Source organism: Candidatus Microthrix parvicella Bio17-1 (assembly GCF_000299415.1).
In the GTDB taxonomy this organism is placed as follows: Bacteria; Actinomycetota; Acidimicrobiia; order Acidimicrobiales; family Microtrichaceae; genus Microthrix; species Microthrix parvicella.
This window is the reverse complement of record NZ_AMPG01000005.1, coordinates 48,299-63,219: the sequence shown is the minus strand read 5'-3', so window position 1 is coordinate 63,219 and position 14,921 is coordinate 48,299. Positions and strand designations below refer to the sequence as shown.

Annotated in this window: 14 protein-coding genes; 6 read left to right on the top strand and 8 right to left on the bottom strand. The window is 68.2% G+C overall.

Annotation, left to right across the window (positions count from 1 at the left end; genetic code table 11):
- Window positions 1-50 precede the first annotated feature (50 nt).
- Complete coding sequence (locus MPARV_RS24970) at window positions 51-230, bottom strand: hypothetical protein (protein ID WP_157789706.1); 180 nt, start codon at window positions 228-230, stop codon at window positions 51-53.
- A gap of 181 nt (window positions 231-411) precedes the next feature.
- Window positions 412-4,875, bottom strand: a complete 4,464-nt coding sequence (locus MPARV_RS0117245) for a cation-translocating P-type ATPase (protein WP_020379154.1) — start codon at window positions 4,873-4,875, stop codon at window positions 412-414.
- A gap of 283 nt (window positions 4,876-5,158) precedes the next feature.
- Between MPARV_RS0117245 and MPARV_RS0117240 the strand changes: the two genes are divergently transcribed.
- On the top strand, window positions 5,159-5,428 hold the full coding sequence (locus MPARV_RS0117240; RefSeq protein ID WP_020379153.1) for a hypothetical protein: 270 nt from the start codon (window positions 5,159-5,161) through the stop codon (window positions 5,426-5,428).
- Here the strand turns inward: MPARV_RS0117240 and MPARV_RS0117235 are convergent.
- From MPARV_RS0117235 to MPARV_RS0117225, 3 genes are read right to left on the bottom strand one after another with little or no spacing between them, the layout of a single operon-like run.
- Window positions 5,425-5,985: a potassium channel family protein gene (locus tag MPARV_RS0117235; RefSeq protein WP_012228522.1), complete on the bottom strand. Its 561-nt coding sequence runs from the start codon at window positions 5,983-5,985 to the stop codon at window positions 5,425-5,427. The genes MPARV_RS0117240 and MPARV_RS0117235 overlap by 4 nt on opposite strands.
- Window positions 5,986-6,003: 18 nt before the next feature.
- Window positions 6,004-7,674 (bottom strand): lysylphosphatidylglycerol synthase transmembrane domain-containing protein, encoded by a 1,671-nt coding sequence (locus MPARV_RS0117230; RefSeq protein ID WP_020379151.1) that lies wholly within the window; start codon window positions 7,672-7,674, stop codon window positions 6,004-6,006.
- Window positions 7,635-8,372, bottom strand: a complete 738-nt coding sequence (locus tag MPARV_RS0117225) for a hypothetical protein (protein ID WP_157789705.1) — start codon at window positions 8,370-8,372, stop codon at window positions 7,635-7,637. Before MPARV_RS0117225 ends, MPARV_RS0117230 begins: the two co-directional genes overlap by 40 nt.
- Window positions 8,373-8,556: 184 nt before the next feature.
- Between MPARV_RS0117225 and MPARV_RS0117215 the strand changes: the two genes are divergently transcribed.
- Window positions 8,557-9,888, top strand: a complete 1,332-nt coding sequence (locus MPARV_RS0117215; protein ID WP_020379148.1) for an APC family permease — start codon at window positions 8,557-8,559, stop codon at window positions 9,886-9,888.
- Between the two features lie 35 nt (window positions 9,889-9,923).
- Here the strand turns inward: MPARV_RS0117215 and MPARV_RS25860 are convergent, their stop codons facing one another.
- The gene (locus MPARV_RS25860) at window positions 9,924-10,049 is read right to left on the bottom strand and encodes a hypothetical protein (protein ID WP_274517218.1); all 126 of its coding nucleotides are present in this window, start codon (window positions 10,047-10,049) and stop codon (window positions 9,924-9,926) included.
- Window positions 10,050-10,067: 18 nt separating this feature from the next.
- Here MPARV_RS25860 and MPARV_RS0117210 point away from each other — a divergent pair, with 18 nt between their 5' ends.
- Window positions 10,068-10,931 (top strand): glycoside hydrolase family 27 protein, encoded by an 864-nt coding sequence (locus MPARV_RS0117210; protein WP_020379147.1) that lies wholly within the window; start codon window positions 10,068-10,070, stop codon window positions 10,929-10,931.
- A 179-nt stretch (window positions 10,932-11,110) separates the two neighbouring features.
- A complete protein-coding gene (locus MPARV_RS0117205; protein ID WP_012228505.1) occupies window positions 11,111-11,692 on the top strand; it encodes a cupredoxin domain-containing protein in 582 nt (193 codons plus the stop codon).
- A 14-nt stretch (window positions 11,693-11,706) separates the two neighbouring features.
- On the opposite strand, the gene MPARV_RS0117200 is transcribed toward MPARV_RS0117205, so the two are convergent.
- Together MPARV_RS0117200 and MPARV_RS0117195 are read right to left on the bottom strand one after the other, a co-directional pair.
- A complete protein-coding gene (locus MPARV_RS0117200; RefSeq protein ID WP_155852234.1) occupies window positions 11,707-11,979 on the bottom strand; it encodes a helix-turn-helix domain-containing protein in 273 nt (90 codons plus the stop codon).
- A 49-nt stretch (window positions 11,980-12,028) separates the two neighbouring features.
- On the bottom strand, window positions 12,029-13,063 hold the full coding sequence (locus MPARV_RS0117195; protein ID WP_202948858.1) for a 1-acyl-sn-glycerol-3-phosphate acyltransferase: 1,035 nt from the start codon (window positions 13,061-13,063) through the stop codon (window positions 12,029-12,031).
- 385 nt (window positions 13,064-13,448) lie between these two features.
- Here MPARV_RS0117195 and MPARV_RS26180 point away from each other — a divergent pair, with 385 nt between their 5' ends.
- Both MPARV_RS26180 and MPARV_RS23040 read left to right on the top strand, forming a co-directional pair.
- Window positions 13,449-14,129, top strand: coding sequence for an alpha/beta hydrolase fold domain-containing protein (locus MPARV_RS26180; protein ID WP_202948857.1), 681 nt, complete (start codon window positions 13,449-13,451; stop codon window positions 14,127-14,129).
- Window positions 14,120-14,572 (top strand): SRPBCC family protein, encoded by a 453-nt coding sequence (locus MPARV_RS23040; protein WP_012228498.1) that lies wholly within the window; start codon window positions 14,120-14,122, stop codon window positions 14,570-14,572. The genes MPARV_RS26180 and MPARV_RS23040 overlap by 10 nt, the downstream gene beginning before the upstream one ends.
- Window positions 14,573-14,921: the final 349 nt, after the last annotated feature.

Sequence of the window (14,921 nt, the reverse complement as noted above, 5' to 3'; positions counted from 1 at the left end):
AACGCAGATGCGAGTGCTCGGGTTGTGCGTCAGCATCGACCACGCCAACTTCATGGCCGGCCGAGAGCGCCGCGATCTTTCTGCAACAGCTCGGTCGCGGGTTGCGCCGGACCGTCGGCAAGGACGTGCTCGACTGTGTCGGTCAGCAGCGCAAGGAGTTCCGCTTCGATCTTCGCTACCGGCGGATGCTCGGCCGGAGCCGGCGGCACCTCGTTGACGACATCGATCAAGGCTTTCCCTAGTTCCCGCCGGGTGCCAACTCGAGCTGGACCCTGTCGCCAGGGACATCGTGCTCCGCAACGCTCGCGAGGCCCTGCCGACGACGGGAGACAGCGGACTCGGGAGCTTCGGGAGCTGGAGACGTGCCGATCGCCGACCAGCGCCCCGGGACTCTTACAGGTTCGGGGCGCTTCACGTGCGCGCTGGAATCGTTTGAGTGGCCACGACGCCCTCGCCAGGCCCCGACTGCAGCCGTCGTTGAGCGCTGTTGTGGGCGACCACGATGGCATCACCCGCCCGGCCTGCAGCCCACGGAACCGCCACCGATCCGCCGGTGGCGAGGAGTGATGCGTACACCGCTGTGGTCCAGCCGACGGGGCCAAGCGGGCGGCAACCGAAGAACTGGCTGATGCCTGGCGTCTGGATGGCGGTCACGAGGGCACCCACGCTGATGACCGTAGCTCCCAGCACCAATGGGCTCGTCCCGCCGGCGACGACCGTCTGTCCAAGTTGGGTGCCGACGAGGGCGGCGAGGCCGACCGTTCGGGCGCGGGTCGGCGTCCCGGTGAGGCTGGCGACGGCCCATGCGCCGGTGGCACCGGCAGCGGTGGCGCCGGCACGAACTGCGATGTCGCGGGTGAGCGCGCCACCGAGGGAGGCATCCGGCCCAGCGTGCAGGAGCGTTTCGGGCGAGCGGTCGCGGGGCTCTCGGAGGGCGATGGCGAGCGCCGGGGCCATGTCGGTGAGCAGGTTGACCAGCAGCAACTGTCGTGCGTTAAGCGGTGCGACACCGCCGACGGCGGTACCGGCGAGGGTGAAGCCGATCTCTCCGAGGTTGCCGCCGACGAGGATCGCGACCGCACCACGGACCGATTCCCACATGGCTCGGCCCTCGACGACGGCGTCGACGATCGTCTCGATGCGGTCGTCGACGACGATCACATCGGCGTTGGCCCGGGCAGCGTCGGTCCCCCGCCCGCCGAGGGCGATGCCGGCGTCGGCGAGCCGGATTGCAGCGGCGTCGTTTGCCCCGTCGCCGGTCATCGCAACCGATCGTCCCGCCCGCTGGGATGCGGCGACGATGCGAACCTTTTGCAGCGGGGTGGCTCTGGCGAAGACGGTGACGTCGTCGATGATCGCGTCGAGTTCGCCGTCGTCGAGGGAATCGAGCTCGACCCCGGTGACGACGCGGCCGCCGTTGAGGATGCCCAGTTCGACGGCGATCGCTTGGGCGGTGGTCGGGTGGTCGCCGGTGATCATCCCAACACGGATACCGGCCTCGGTGAGGGTTCCGGCGGCGACCGCTGCGCTGGGGCGAACAACGTCCGACAGGCCCACAAAACCCTGCAGCGTGAGCGACGGCAGATCGGCGGGATCGGTGAGCCGGGTGCGAGACGGTGTGTCGGCGGTCGCAACTGCAAGCACCCGAAGCCCGCGGCGCCCCATCGACTCGATTCGATCCTCCAGCACCCGGTGTGCCTCGGCGTCCATCGGGGACTCTCTGCCGTCACGGCGCCACGCACCGCACATGGGCAGCACCACCTCCGGGGCCCCCTTCACCGCAACCATGTGGCGGCGACCCTGGCGCCCGACGGTGGCGTGGAGGCCGCGAGCCGACTCGAACGGCAGGTCCTCAATACGTTCCCAGCCCGTATCCGCATCGTCGAGCCCAGCCGTTCGGGCCGCTGCGACAACGGCACGATCGGTGGCGTGGGGCAGCTGAGCATCCCCGTTGGTCGGTGGGGTGGCCCGGCGGGCAGCGGCGAGCACGGCCAGAAGCGAGTCGCCGGCCGCTCCGACGGGTTCCTCGTCGAACCCGTCGGACAAGTGGGCGACCGAGATCGTCCCTTCGGTCAAGGTGCCGGTCTTGTCGAACCAGATCTGGTCCACTCGGCCCAACGCCTCGATGGCGCGGGGGTTGCGCACGAGTGCGTTGCGATCGGCGAGACGCCGTGCGGATGCCACCTGCGCCAGGGTGGCCAGGGCCGGGAGGCCTTCGGGCACTGCGGCGACCATCAAGCTGACGCCGGTACCGATCGACTGACGAATTGGGCGCCTGTACAGGAACCCGAGTCCGGTCACCGTGGCACCCGCAGCGAGGGTCGCCGGTACGGTGAGTCGGGTCAAGCGTCCGAGCCGCTGCTCGACGCCTGACGGTGGGGCCTCGCCCGCAGCGGCAGCACTCCGACCGGCCTCGGTGTGCGATCCCACCCCGACGACCACCGCGGTGGCATCGCCCACCGCAACGACGGTGCCGTCGTAGAGCATGGAGGTGCGCTCTGCCACCGCCGCACCGGGTGTCGGGTCGCAGGACTTCTGCACCGGCAGCGATTCCCCGGTCAGCGCCGACTCGTCCATCTCGAGCGCTGTGGCGTCGAGCAGCCGACAGTCGCCGGGCACGGCGTCGCCGGCCTCCAGCAGGATGACGTCGCCGACGACGACGCTGTCGGCCGGCACGTCCACCACCTCCCCGCGCACCAGCACGCGGGCGCCCGACTGTCCGTTACGTTCCAAGCGCAGCAGCGCGAGTTCGGTCTGCACCCGTTGGGCCGCGCCGACTGCTGTGTTGACGCCAACCACGCCGAGGACAAGCCCGGCGTCCACCATGGAACCGACGGCGGCCGACAGCGCCGCACCCACGCCCAGCAACGGGGTCAACGGGTTTGCCAGCTCGTCGAGTGCCGCCTTGGCCATCCCGACTGGGGCGCGCTCCACACGAGCGGTCTCGGCGCGCTGGCGCGCTGCGCGATCCTCATCGTCGAGGCCGTCGATGCTCGACTCGACCAGACGAAGTACCCCGGCGCCGTCGAGCTCGTGCCACGGCTGTGTCGACGGCACCGGTGGCGGTGCAACGGCCCCGATGCCCGCACCGGCAACCGCTCCGTTGGCCATGCTCAGCAGCGCGCTGGAGTTCACGGCGAGCATGGTCCGCTGCGCAGCGGTGCGCCCCGACCCGAGGAGTGCCCACGAACCACCCGTGCTGGCGCCGGCCAGCGCGATCAGCGCGCTGCGCCGGCTGACGCTACGCGCACGTCGAACTGCAGCGAGCAGCATCCAGCCTTGGCCGAGGCCCTCCTTGATGAGCAGGTGTGCGCCGAAAGGTGCCTTGCTCCCCGGAGTCTCAACGCCGATGCCGACGTCGGCGGCTCGGAGCCCTGCGTGCGCCCGTCCGCTGACGAACATCACCACGTGGCCGTCCGTCTGAGCGGCTCGGATCTCCCCCGCCACCTTGGTCGCAGGGCTCCGGACCAGATCACCGAGTCGGGCGGCGAGCGCGTCGTTTCCACCGGCGAGCGACACGTCCAAGCCCGAGGCCCGCGCTTCGGTCACCAGCTCGCACGCCAAGGCGACGGGCTCCTCTGCGACCGCCACCAAGGCAACCAGATGGTCACTCCGCCACAGCCCCAACGCCCGGCGACCCCCGCGAGCGAGACGACGGGCGCGGGTCACCGAACCCCTCGGGGCACGCGGGTCGGACTCCCAGGGTGCCAGCACCCACGAACCCCGTCGGCGCCTCGCGTCCGGTTGCGTCGGATCCAACAGCGAGCGCACGCGGGCAGCGCAGCTGGTGGCATCCATGTCCTCATCGACCTGGTCGATCCGATCGATCGACCAGCGCTCAGTGCCGAGCAGCCGGGCGTCGAGGACCATGGCATCGACCCGGTCCAAGCGTCGCAGCACGGCGGGGTCCATCACCACGACGTCGCTCTTGGACAGGGCCACGCCGAGCTGGGCGGCGAACGCCTCGCGGCCGAGGGTGGCGGCCTTGGGCACCCCGGTCAGGATGAGGTCAGCAGCGCGCCGGGGATCCCGCGTGAGGCCGAGGGTGAGCCCGACAGCGCCGAGGGAGGCAACGGATGCGGCGTCTGCGTACTGTTCGATCGGGCCCTTGGGCAGCGGCGTCTCACGGGGTGGCAACACCGTTGCGCGGTGCCGAACGCTGTATGGGCCCTGCACGAGCTCACGCTCGCGGCGCTCCCAGGTGGCCTGTCGGGATCGCTGCTCCGAGATGAGCGACGCGCGGTAGGCCATGTCCACGCCAAGGCCGATCGGCCCCTGCCCCAGGGCCTGAGCGAGGGCGGCGGTCGCGGCCACCGTCATGTCGGCCGCCGGGCGCCCCAGCCGGTCCTCGATGATCCGACGAATCCGCGGCTGGCTGTCGATCAGCGACACCACGCCGGGGATCTCCGCCGGGATGGGCATGAACCTGAGGGCCTGGCTGATCGAGGCGATGCCGAGCCCGGCGGCGTCGGCCACCAGGGCGACCATGTTTCGCTTGATCGGCTCTTGGTCGGACGGGTGGTCTGGCCTGTCGTGGGGGAACCGCTCCTCCGCCGCGCCGTGGGCGTCCTCGACGTCCTCCACCACCGAGATGAGATCGTCCACCTCGATCGACTCGGGATCGAACAGCACCACAGCCCGGCCGACGACCGCATCGATCTCAGCCCAGTTCACCCCCTCCAACCGTTCCAGGTCCGCCTTGAGCCTGTCCGCCATGTCTGAACGGTCGGGACTATCGATGCCCCGAACCTCGATGTGAGCATGGTCCGCCGTCACCGAAGTCCGACGGTGCACCCGGCCCTCGGCATTGCCCAGCCATTCCTGTAACCGCCTGGCGGGGGCGAACGGATCGAGCCCACCGGGAAGTCGGATCACGACAGTTCGCGTCCCGTCATGGTCCAACGTGTTAATCGCACAGATCCGAGCCGCCTCCCGCCCTCAAGAGTTGAGGACGGATCCATGTTGGAGCAGGGCGCCGGGTTCCGCCTCAACCAGATCGGGTGAACCGACCAGGGAACGCCCTCATCAGGAGTACGGGCATCCCTGCCGCGCCCGGCGCCTGGCGGCGGCGCTTCACCGCAGTACGTTGTCGCTCCGGCGCAGTATCGAGCTGATTGACATGAGCCGTTCAAGACTCACGGGACAGGAGGGGGATCACATGGCCACAGCAGACGGAACGTTCCTCTGCATCGGCACGTACGGGAGCGAAACGGCCGCCCGAGCCGACTACGCCGTGGGCAAGGACCTCCACACGGACGGCATCGTCGGCACCTCTGACGCCGCCGTCGTCACCAAGGACGAGATGGCCACTCGCCACGGCGGATGGGGCGGCGCCGCAGCGGGAGCCGTCATCGGCATCCTCTTCCCGCCGGCCATCATCGGCGGTCAAGGAGGCCACCTCCGAAATCAGCTGAGGTTCTGTCGCTAGGTGTCTGTGGGCGTGTCTGTCGAACTCGAGTGGTGCTGGCGACCGAGTTGGACCGCTCCGACGAACGCCTTGACGCCGAGACCGAGGACGAGCAGGTCGAGGATCATCTGGACCGAGACGAGCAATCGCGCCGACTGGCTCGTCGCCGTGATGTCACCGAAGCCCGTGGAGCTGAACGCGGTAATCGTGAAATAGAGGGCATCGATCCGGGTCAGCCCGGCGCTGAAGTTGGCTGGGTTGGACTGCGCCATCAGGAAGTAGCTCGTCGCGAACAGCAACAGGAACAGCGGCACGGTGACGCCGAGCGCCTCGACTGCACGGATCGGCGGATGGGAGGAGCGGATGGTCGCCTTCATCTGCCACACGGCCACGCCGAGCAGCACGACGAGCGCGAGCGCAAGCGAGGCCCCGATTGGGATGGCGTCGGAGCGGTCGAGCGGCACGACGAAGTACAGCGCGAGCAACACGACGGTGGATGAGCACGCACGCAGAAGACCCAGGATGATGAGCCTGCGTCGCGTCCGGCGAGACAGTGTTGATGGCGTCGGGTCGCTCACGGTGAGGTCGCTTTCTGGCTAGAGGTAGTCGTGGTGGCGGAGCCAGCGCAGCGATAGCCAGCCCCAGAGCGGTGGTAGGTAGAACGTGACCAGTCGGAATACCAGCGCAGTTGCGGCGCTGGTGGTCGAGCCGATGCCTGCGGCGACCATGCCGGCGGTTAACGCAGCCTCCATCACGCCGACCCCGCCCGGCACGGGCATCATTCCGCCGAACAGCGCGGAGGCCACGTAGACGGTGAGCAGCGTGGCCAGGTTCAGGCTGCCCCCGAACGCCCGCAGGCACAGGCCCAGGGCGACGGCGAAGAGGAGCTGGGTGGCAAGGTTGCCGCCGAAGAGCTGGAGGAGCTTCTTCGGGGACCGGAGCGAGCGGACGGTGTCGGCTACCTGTCCGAGTATCGGGCGCACGCGCTCGACGACCCGGGCGCGGATCTTCGGCAGCGCCATCGCTGCGATCGCCGCCACGAGGACCACGGCCGCCAGAACCCCAAGTGCGATCCCCAGGTTGGAGCCGCCGCCCGAGCCGTCGCTCCCGGAACGCTTGAACTGCAGCTCGACGTCCCCCACGCCCACCGCGAGGGTCAACACGAGCACCGAAACCTGCACCAGAAACCCGCTGAAACCGTCGATCGCAGAGATCGACACCGCAGTGGTTGCCTGCAGCCCCTGACGCTGGAAGAACCGGATGTCGAGTGCAATCCGTCCGGCGGTGGAGGGGACGGCGAGCGCCACGAACCCGATCCCCGACTGGAGCAGGGCGAGCGGTCCAAGCGGCACGGCCTGCGGGCAGGCGCCCCGCGTGGCCACGGCCTGGGCAAGGAAGGGCAGTTGCGCGGCGATCAACGCAGCGACGAGCCAACCGATCGAAGCGCCGCTGATCTCGTCGACCAGTTGCGACACGTCCACGTTGCCAAACGCGGAGATCAGTGCGTACGCCACGAACACGATCAGGGCCATCGTCACCAGCGACTGCGGCCTCACGCGGCGAAGCTCGGCGACCTTGGGGACGTCCACTTCCACCGCCGCAGCAATCGCAGAGCGCAGCGCAGCGAGATCGAATGCCTCGGACTTGACCCGATGACGCAGCGCCGTCCCGAGCGCCGCCTGCTGAAGGTACGGCAACATGGCCGCAACGCCGTCGGGGCCAAGCTCGTCGCCGGCGACGCTGACCGCACGGTCGTTTCCGACGAGCAGCGCGGTCGACACCAGCGCCTGCGCCAGGTCCTTCTGTTGCTGGTCGTCGCTGTCGGCGAGGGCCACGCGGCTCATCTCCCGCAGCGAGACCCGACCGGCGACGACCCCGAAGACCTCGGGCGAGAGCTCCCCATGGGTCAGGCCGAGCCGGTGCATGCCACGGACGACACCCCAGATGCCGGCGAGGGCGGCGGCATCTGGCAGCTCGTCGGTGGACCGATCGACGAGTGCGCTGCTGACGTCGCGCACGACGATGACCGAGTCCTGACGAGCGTCGCTCCCGGCGACGACCACTTCGGGCACGAGCAGACCTCGGGCCGAGGCGAACAACGTCACGAATGCCTCGTGCTCGACCTGCTGCAGGCGGCCCGCCGGGGTTCCAGTGCTCCCCCGGTACCACAGGCCTCGCCAGGCCCGGGCCAACAGCTGGGCGTCGCGTGCGTCGCGCCCGTACACCTTCACCCGCAGGGCATCGCCGTGCTCGTCGAGGGCGTCCAAAGCGACGACTCCCCCGACTGTCGAGGCGCAAGTTCGATGTTGCTCGCCGTCACCCCCAGGTCGGCGAGCGCGCTGGTGACCTCGACCGTGGTCGGTCGGCCCGTTGTCGTGCCGAGCGCGACGTGGACCAACGCCGCAGCGGCGGTGCCGAGAAGCAGGCTGATCAAGGTGCCGATGGGCGTCGTCGCCTCGAGCATCACGACCGACACGCCGGCAGTGGCGACCGTCCACTGGCCGAAACGCCGGAACGGGCGGGCCACGTGGGGTGCCACTGCGGTGGCGAACGCCGAGCCGATGGCCAGCATCACCAGCGGAACAGTGCCGTTCGTGCCGCCCGCCACGATCTGGGCGAGGCTCGGCCAGGATCCGTTGATGCGTTGGCCGACCACAGCGCCCAACCCGAGCGCTGCGACGCAGCTCAGTCCGGCGTCGAGCGCCACATCGGACCTTCGACGGAGCAGCGTTGTCACCAGCACCGTCAGGATCCACAGCACCAAGGTGATGATGCCGAGCCACCAGAGGATGTCGAGCCACGACGGGACAGCCTCGATCAGCCCGATGACCGCGTTTTCGAATCCCGACTGGGGAACGGCCACCAGGGACAGGAGCAGGATCGACACGACCGTGCCCGCCAACGTGACGACATCGGTAGCGTTGCGCTCCCTCGGGGCGAGGCGACCCGAGCTGAAGAACGGCACGCCGCTGCGAGCACCTCTCACTGCACGCCTGCGGGTCTGATGCCCCGAGCCACCCAGTCGATGTCGAGCAGCGTGAACTCACCCGTCGTCACCTTCCACGCGTTCATGCAAGCCCTCCGGTTCTTCCGACCATCTTGGCCCAACCGCACGGCGTCGGGAATCATCCGCAGTAGAAAGGGTCGACATGACCGCACGGCGAGGAACCGCCAACTCAGATGGCACCATCGGGTACCTCGCCGCAGTTTCGATCGGCGTCGGCGGGATGGTCGGCGGCGGGATCTTCGCCGTGCTGGGGCTTGCCGTCGGCGTCGGAGGCGGTGGCACCTTCCTGGCGTTCCTGGTCGCCGGCTTGGTCGCACTGGTGACGACGTACTCCTATGCCCGGCTGTCGATTGCGATGCCATCCGATGGGGGAACGGTGACCTTCCTCGACGCGGCGTTCGGCTCGGGCAGCATCCCCGGAACGCTCAACGTGTTGTTGTGGCTGTCGTATGTGATCACGACGGCCCTGTACGCCTATGCGTTCGGCTCCTACGGCTCCACCCTGCTGCCCGACTCGGCCGAGACCCTGAGCCTGCACGTACTCATCTCCGCGGTGATCCTGGTCATCACGGCGCTCAACGTCTTCAGCGCCAAGCTGATCGCAGCGGCCGAGGATTACATCGTCGCTGCCAAGATCGCAATCCTCGTCCTCTTCGTCGCCTTTGCACTCACCCAGGCCGACCTCGGCGCGTCCGCTCCGGCGGAGTGGGAGAGCGCCGGCTCGCTGATCGCCGGCGGAATGCTGATCTTTGTCGCCTACGAAGGCTTCGAACTCATCGCCAACGCCGCCGGAGACATCAGAAACCCAAAACGCGAGATCCCCAGGGCCCTCTACACATCGGTCCTGTTCACGATCGTGCTGTACATGTTGGTTGCGGTCGTCACCGTCGGGCTGCTCAGCCCAAGCGAGATCGTGAGCGCCGCCGACTTCGCGCTGGCGGAAGCGGCGCAACAAGTCTGGGGCGGCATCGGGTTCAACCTGATCGTCGTTGCCGCACTGCTATCGACCGCATCTGCGATCAACGCCACCCTGTATGGAACCTCCCGACTCAGCGTCGACATCGCCCTCGACGGCGAGCTTCCCACCCGGCTCGAACGCAAGATCGCAGGTAAGCCGCTTGTGGGCCTGTTCCTGACCGCTGCCGCCTCGCTCGCGATCGCCAACTTCGTTCCCCTCGCAGCGATCTCCTCGCTGGCCTCGGCCGGGTTCCTGATCATCTTCGCCGCTGTGAACGTGGCCAACGTCCGTCTTGCCGACCGAACCGAAAGCCACAGGTACATCTCGGTGTGCGGCGCCATCATGTGCCTGGGCGCGCTCGTCGCCCTGATCGCGCACATCGCCGCCGACCGGCCCGCCGATCTGATCCTGCTGGGCGGCCTCATCGCCCTGACCTATCTTGGCGAAGCCACCTATCAGCATCGACGTCGACGCCGCCCGCTCGCTCACGAGTCCGGAGATGGTTCTCCCGGATAGCGGCCTCGATCTGAGGTCGGCGGCGCGGCTCGTCCTCAGTCCGACCGTGGAGAAGGCCGCTGCGTCCGGCGCCATTCGGGGCCGCGGCCGTCGCCGAGGTTGGCGACCTCGTCGCTCCTCCTGAGCACGGTGAGCACCAGCCGGATGGTGCTGTCGCTCACGCCAGGAACGGCGCTCGAGTGGGCTGGAACAGCTGGAATCAGGTGCGCTGCAATGACCTGACCGAGGACGTCGTGAAGAACGCGGCCGACGCAATGGCCGAGCGGGGCATGCACGACGCCGGATATCCCACTCGCTTTCCGTCCGGCATCAAGGCCCTGGCGGACTACGTGCACGACCTTGGGCTGGACTTTGGGTTGTATCTCGCGCCCGGCGGCGAGACCTGCGCGATGTTCTGGGACGACTATCCCGGCGTCGAGCTGGGCAGCTACGGCCACGAACGCAGCGACGTCGCACAGCTCGACGAATGGGGCGTCGACTACCTGAAGTACGACTGGTGTCGGGCCGACGAGACCGATGGCCTGGACCGGCCCACCGCGTTCCAGATGATGCGCGACGAACTCGATGCGCTCGACCGCCCGATGCTCTACAGCATCTCCGAGGATGGCGAGACCGAACCGTGGAAGTGGGCTCCAGGCATCGCCCACATGTGGTGTACCACCGGAGACATCGAACCGGCATGGTGGTCCATAGCCATGGTCGTTGACCAACAGGTCGATCTGCATCCATACGCCCGGCCGGGCGACTGGAACGACCCGGACATGCTCCAGCTGGGCATCGGGCCCCTCACCCTCGACGAGAACCGAGCCCACTTCACCATGTGGGCGATGCTGGCCGCTCCGCTGATGCTGGGCACCATCGTCACCAACGACGAGGTGATCGCCATCGACCAGGACCCCCTTGGCAGGCAAGCCCGGCTTGTGCGAAATGAGGACGACATGGAGGTGTGGGCCCGACCGCTCGAAGACGGCGCAGTCGCGGTCGCTTTCCTGAATCGGGGCGAGTCCGAGGCCGACCCCACCGCTACCTCTCGGCCTCCGTAGCGTCCCGGCGGTAGGCGCGACCTTCGAGTTCCCCAAATCCAGCAGCTCCTCGTTGTATGTCAAGGCCTCAAGGCACTCGACAACTTCGATGCCGTGCCGAGCGCCGCAGAAGCCTTGACATGCGGTCTATTATCACAAAACAGTAGGTGCATGCCAATTGGCAGGAGGGGTTGAGTCCAATGGGCGGAAACCGCAAGACACGTGTGGCTGCGGTGGGTTTGGCGGTGTCGCTCGCGGTGGTGCCCGCCGCGTGCGGTTCATCGGACGATGGCGTGACGGCCACCGCCACCACCGCCAAACCGGCGGCTACCACCTCGACGACAGCCGCGAGCACCAAGCCTCAGACGATCAAGGTCACCGGATCCGACTACAAGTTCACGGGCCTACCCGAAACGGCGCCCGCAGGCTCAAAGATTTCCCTCACCACTGACAAGAGCGGCGAGCCACACGAACTCGTTGCCGTCCACGTGCCAGAGAGCGAAACCCGCTCTGCCGAGGAGATCGGTGCGCTCTCGGACGCGGACATGGAGACCGTCCTTGCGGGAGAGCCGGCCCTGGTGACCATCGCGATGCCGGGCACCACCGACACCCCAGGTCCCGTCGTGGGCGACGGCACGCTCTCCGAGCCAGGCCGCTACATCATCTTGTGCACGTTCCCGAAGGGCACCACCCCCGAGGACGTGGCAAAGGCCCAGGGTCCCCTCCAGGGAGAGAATCCGCACTACCACCTTGGAATGGTGGACGACATCACCATCCAGTAGCCATTTGGCTGCGGCTACCCGCCGGCACTACGAACGGCCGGCATCCATCGGGGGCCGGCGGTGGCGTCGATGCGGGCGACGAGCGTGTCGAGGTCGATCATGACCGAGTGGAGCAGTCCGACCTCGACGTCATCGAGGTGCTTGGCGGCGCACAGCACCCAGTGGTTGTCGCCCCGGAGTTCTCGGAGGCAGTTGGCCGCCGGCCACGCCGACAGGACGAACTGGTCCTGGCCCGGTCGGTCTTCGCCCCGGTGGGCGGCGAGCACGAGCCAGTCGTTGTCGTTCATGTAAGAACCCCCCTCTCCACCATGGTTCCCGAACCGCTTGTCGACCCGGTCATCCAACCGCGGGTTGCTCATCCAGTTCCCGTAGCAGACCCAGCCAGGCGATGGACACCCATCCGCTTCCGACTCCAGCGGCAATCAGCACCGCTGCACGGGCCGCTCCGTAACGCTTGGCGAGGAGGCGGCCGCCCACCATCCAGGTGACCGGAACCAGCACGGTCGCGCCGACGCCCTTCGCCGTCGCCTGCCAGCCTTCGTCACCCACGAGTCGGGCACCGAGCATGATCGGCGCGATCGCCGTGGCGTTGACCACCACTCCGACGGCTGCAGCCGGGGCGAGCACTGCAAGTTGCGCCATCCGGTGGTTGCGATCAACCGTCCCGGCATCTGTCGCCTCGATCCCGGCGATCCCCAGTTGGTAGGCAGCAGCGAGCCGCTCGCGAAGAAGTTGGGTCACCTCGTGGGCGGTGTCGACCGGGTTGGCGCCGGCCTGAGCCACCCAGCCGTCCATGGCGATCGGCTCACCGAACCGGACCACGACGTCCGACCCCAGTCGCCCTCGGTCCTCGTAGGCGATGGCGACCGGGACGATGGCCACCCCAGGGATACCAACGTTGGCTGCGGCGCTCAGCGCGATTCGCGCTGCGCCGGTGCGGAATGGCAACAGCGCCGATCCGGAGTTGAGCTTGCCCTCGGGGAAGATCGCGATGTGGTCTCCAGCCGCAAGTGCGTCGTGACAGTCGGCGAACGTGTGGCCGTTCCCGTCGCCGGTTTGCCTGTCGCCTCGGCGGTCGACGGGAAGGACACGACCCAGCCTGAACAGCAGCCGCACTGGTGCGTGGCGCCACCAGGTTGAGGCCGCCAGGAAGCGCGGAAACTGGGGCAACACGTCGATCATCACGGCAATGTCGCCGAGCGCGTTCGAATGGTTGATCGCGATCACGGCCGGTCGATCCCGCAGCGTTTCCGGGTCCCCGGCCACGCGAACGTTGCGATAGAACCCGCCGATCGCCAGGCGCGCCCAGAGCGCCAAGGCACGCTGCCCGAGTGCGACGCGACGCGGCTCCGGTCGCTGCGTCTGCTTCAACGGCGGGTTGTGTGGTCGGGCAAGGTGGATCCCTGTGAGCGGAAACGGCGTGATCAACAGGATCGCGCACCGGTCGAGGTTTCACATCGTCACCCAGCCTGCTACCGCGGTTTCGTCGCTGCGGGGGCCCACCGTTCACGAGCGGGAAGAGTTGGGCTGGTCACCAACCCGCTGCCGCCGCTGCGTCGGCGTTACGCCACCACCTGCGACGTTCCCCACGGGCCGTTCGGTCGACGGAACCTCGATATCTGGCGGCGGTCCGACCTGCCATGGGCGGGCCGCGCGCCCGTGCTCATCCAGGTGCACGGCGGAACGTGGATGTCGGGAAGCAAGGAGCAACAGGGTGCTCCCCTGATGGGGCACATGGCCGAGCGGGGGTGGGTGTGTGTGTTGCGTTGAACTACCGGCTCGCCCCCGGGACACCTGGCCGGCCCAGATCGTCGACGTGAAGCGGGCCATCGCCTGGGTGAAGGAGCACATTGGCAAGCACGGCGGCGATCCAGACTTCGTGGTCGTCACCGGTGGTTCGGCTGGCGGCCACCTCGGTGCGCACCCTACACACCCTGCGGGCGATCGACCGCTTTCTTGCGGTGGTGCGCTCCCGCGCCGAGAGTGTGGCCACGCCCAGAGGGTCGTTCCTGGCGGTCTAGTACGCCGAGGGGCAGCGGGTCCCCCGGCGCGTGGGATCAGGCCAGAAGCGCGGCCAACGGTGCGTCGGCCAGTTCGGCAACGGACGTTCCGGCCCGACCCCTACGCGCGCCTGTTCGGCGAGCGCAAACAGCACGAGGCCCAGCACGTTGTCTGCCCGATGCCGTGCGTGGACCAGTTCGAGATGGGCAACCAACGGCGCCGGCGTTCACCACAACATCGAGTTTTCCGGCGTGCTCGATCGCCGCCTGGATCGCAGCGTCGCACGCATGGGGATAACCCCGACCACCGGTTGCCCCGGCCACGAGCACCGAACGACCCGCCATGGGGTCCTCAAGCTTCTCTGAACTCCCGGGCATTGGTCCTCCCTTGGCGACGGACGTTATCGGGGTGTGAGTACCTTGCTGCATGGCCTTGATCGACTTCACCGTCACCCACCGGTTCGCTACACCCCCCCGAGCGGTCTGGGATGAGATGATCGATTGGCCGAACCACGCCAACTGGATTCCCGCCACACGCATGGAGGTCGACTCCGAGGACTACCAGGTCGAGGGCGCCACTTTCACCGGGTACACGGGCTACTGGAAGCTCACCCTGGTCGACCGGATGAAGATCTCGGCCATCGACTGGGACGAAGCGACTTCACGGGGTTCCTGCGAGGTGGAGAAGCTTGGACCGGTCCTCCAGGGTCGAGCCGGCTTTGTCGTAGCGCCCGACGGGGACGGCTCCAGCGTCGAGTGGTTCGAGCGGGTCACCGTCCCCTACCTACCCAAGCTTCTGGCCCCGATCGTCAACAAGGCGAGCGCCCTCGGCTTTGCGTCCGGTATGCGTCGTCTGGCAAAGATCGTTGAGAAGCGTTGAGCCTCAGCCTCCGCAGCGTGCGGGACCCCGTTGTGGCGGCGCTGACGGGGCTGTTCGCACACGGCCCCACTCCCCTGAAAAACACGCTCGACCACCCCGGGGATCCCGGCATTTTGGGTCCGGATTCAGTGTCGTGGCGGGTGCTCGGCGCCGACCCCCTTCCCACACCGCCGCGGAACTCGCCGCCCGGATCGCCAACCATCCCGATCGTGTCGCAACCGACGCGCGACGGTTGCGCTGGGGTGGTCGCTTGGCGCGTCGCCCTCCTGGCACCTCGCCTGGTGCGCTGCGGCGCCCGGTGCCGGCCGGGCTGTTTCGCCAACCGCTCCCCTCGCCTGCTCAGATCGCG

Excerpts from the sequence above, each read along its gene's own strand:
- MPARV_RS0117240 (WP_020379153.1), top strand. The coding sequence starts at position 5,159 with ATGGCCACAGCAGACGGAACGTTCCTCTGCATCGGCACGTACGGGAGC.
- MPARV_RS0117215 (WP_020379148.1), top strand. The coding sequence starts at position 8,557 with ATGACCGCACGGCGAGGAACCGCCAACTCAGATGGCACCATCGGGTAC.
- MPARV_RS0117205 (WP_012228505.1), top strand. The coding sequence starts at position 11,111 with ATGGGCGGAAACCGCAAGACACGTGTGGCTGCGGTGGGTTTGGCGGTG.
- MPARV_RS0117200 (WP_155852234.1), bottom strand. The coding sequence starts at position 11,979 with ATGAACGACAACGACTGGCTCGTGCTCGCCGCCCACCGGGGCGAAGAC.
- MPARV_RS23040 (WP_012228498.1), top strand. The coding sequence starts at position 14,120 with ATGGCCTTGATCGACTTCACCGTCACCCACCGGTTCGCTACACCCCCC.